General features: G+C 41.0%; 3 protein-coding genes. 2 read left to right on the forward strand and 1 reads right to left on the reverse strand.

From position 1 onward, the window contains the following. On the forward strand, nucleotides 1-972 hold a 972-nt coding region (locus AC1DUA_RS33425), incomplete at its 5' end, for an undecaprenyl-phosphate glucose phosphotransferase (protein ID WP_477503833.1). Between the two features lie 84 nt (nucleotides 973-1,056). Beyond that, nucleotides 1,057-1,182 carry a hypothetical protein gene (locus tag AC1DUA_RS33430; RefSeq protein ID WP_268894366.1) on the forward strand — a complete coding sequence of 42 codons (126 nt, stop codon included), beginning with the start codon at nucleotides 1,057-1,059 and terminating at the stop codon, nucleotides 1,180-1,182. 51 nt (nucleotides 1,183-1,233) lie between these two features. Here AC1DUA_RS33430 and AC1DUA_RS33435 read toward each other — a convergent pair whose 3' ends face one another. After that, nucleotides 1,234-2,313 carry an acyltransferase family protein gene (locus tag AC1DUA_RS33435; protein ID WP_477503834.1) on the reverse strand — a complete coding sequence of 360 codons (1,080 nt, stop codon included), beginning with the start codon at nucleotides 2,311-2,313 and terminating at the stop codon, nucleotides 1,234-1,236. Nucleotides 2,314-2,529: the final 216 nt, after the last annotated feature.

The raw sequence follows: 2,529 nt of genomic DNA on the forward strand, positions 1-2,529 counted from the left end.
CAATTTATCCTTATTCTTGGAGCTGGATCGCTTGGCAGACAGTTTTACACGAAGCTCAGACAGCATCCAGAGTTAGGTTATGAGGTCGTTGGATTCCTTGATGATTATCAAGAAAAGCACGAAATTCCTTACCAAAATTATAAGCCCATTATCGGTAAAATCGATGACCTGGAATCGATTTTGAATGATAGTATTGTCGATGAGGTCATTATTGCGCTCCCATTGGATGCCCATCGTAAATTTGGTCATATTATCAATGTTTGCGAGAAAATCGGCGTTAAAACGTTAATCATTCCGGACTTTTATGACTTCTTACCATCGCGTCCTTATTTTGATAATTTTGCGGAGATGCCGCTCATTAATGTGCGGGATATTCCTCTGGATGAGTTCCGAAATCGGCTGTTCAAGCGGGCATTTGATATCATATTCTCTCTTGCGGCAATCATCATTACAGCGCCAGTGATGCTGGCGTCTCTAATTGCAATTAAGCTAACTTCTAATGGTCCTATTATCTTCAAGCAAGAGCGGGTTGGACTAAATCGCAGGAATTTTATGATGTATAAGTTTCGCAGCATGAATGTTTTGCCGGAAAGTGCCTCAAATACGGAATGGACGGTTGAAAATGACCCGCGGCGCACAAAGGTTGGAACTTTCCTGCGGAAAACGAGTTTAGATGAGCTGCCTCAGTTTTTTAATGTGCTTTTTGGGCACATGAGTGTAGTCGGCCCAAGGCCGGAACGCCCTTATTTCGTGGAACAGTTTAAGGAAGAAGTTCCAAAGTATATGGTGAAGCATCATATTCGTCCTGGTATTACGGGGTGGGCGCAAAGCAATGGCTTGCGTGGAGACACTTCGATTGAAGAACGTATCAAACACGATATTTTTTACATTGAAAATTGGACTTTTTTATTCGATATTAAAATTATTTGGCGAACGATTGTTAATGGCTTTATCAATAAAAATGCCTATTAATTAAATTTTTTCATCCCAACCGCATGATTCGTCAACATCTTCCCCATACTAGGCATATACTTGATAGTGCGGGGAGGTTTTTCTATGATCGATCATGATGACGCTTACCAAGATGAACGCTTTTCAATTGGCAAAGGTTTGATTGTTGGTGTGGTGTTCGGTTCCCTGATCTGGGCAGGAATTATTACCGGTATTGTGTATATGTGGTGAAAATAAATAAAAGACTGCTGGGGCTTCTCTAGCCCTAGGCAGTCTTTTTGTTTAGGAGGCAGGTTTTGAAGAGCGGGAAGGACTTACCTTTATGACATTGCGAAGTCCAGCGACAAGAGGTTTCTCGGCCAACCTGTATGCCATGTGACATAGTGGCACGACACATATCACAATTATTACATTTGTGAGCAGAGAACCCAAATAATCAACCAGATGAGTAGCCACACTTAGTTTCATTAATATTGAAATGAATATAAGATGTGTAAGTAGAACAGCGTAAGATGCATTCCCTAGCTTACTAAGGGCCATAACCCACCTTGGCAGTTTAATCCGCTCAGGTACGGAAGAAGCGCCTAACAGTACAAATACGGCTGGAATAACGTATAGCAGGTAACTGTGATAAGGAGCAAATTGAAATTTGTTATTGATCCATATAAGTAAAAATCCAACCGCTCCGATAGAAATCGACCATTTGTAATGTTTACTTTTATGTTGCTCCGCCCATTTGGCCAATAAACAACCTGCCATAAACTCTAAATTCACATCACTGAAGAGAAAGTTTAAATAGAAATGACGGTCGATATCGGCACTTACCAGCGGTATACGCAGAAAATGGCATAAAGTTAAGGCAATCCATATTGAAGCGAAAATAAGTGCTGGCTTTTTCCCAAGAGCAAGAAGAAGACTGAAAGCTAAGTAAAATAGCACAAAATAGCTTAACGACCAAGCCACCGGCAGGACGGGGCCATGTGCTTGAGGGAGCAGCAGGAATGATTTAATAATAGTATCTTTGTTGGTCTCAAAGCCGTATCCAAAGCTAGGAACAAAAAAATAGACAGGCAGTACTACGAGTGTAATTAGCCAATAGAAAGGATAGATACGTATAAGGCGATTTGTTAAGTAGGGGAGAACGGTCATTTGGGTTCCGATTTTGTGGCCGTATGTATGAAAGAGCAAGAAGCCGGTTAATAAGAAAAAGAAGTCGACCCCACCTGATCTCCCAATCGAGCTGACCCCTAGAAAGTCGTATTGATAATACTTGAAAGACATGGCTGACGTATGGAAAAGCAGCACAAAAAATGCTGCCGCTCCTCTTGTGGCTTGAAGCGTGATTTTTTGGTTGTTATTCAAAGGTAATTCCTCCGGTTCATGAATGAATCTTCAATAGATCATTATGTCAGATGACTGTGAAGAAACTATGTCTGGAACCTGAAGGATTGCTGAATTTTGGTTGAGCTGAATAGGGGATTTCATTTTTTTAGGGATTCTTTTTGCTTCTCACCTAGGTTATAATGTAAGGACTAAGGCTTATAGGTTGGAGGACAAGATGAATGGCTGAAATGACAG

It is taken from the genome of Paenibacillus sp. 01T422, from assembly GCF_056398785.1.

Coding starts and splice junctions, on each gene's coding strand:
- AC1DUA_RS33430 (WP_268894366.1), top strand. CDS start 1,057: ATGATCGATCATGATGACGCTTACCAAGATGAACGCTTTTCAATTGGC.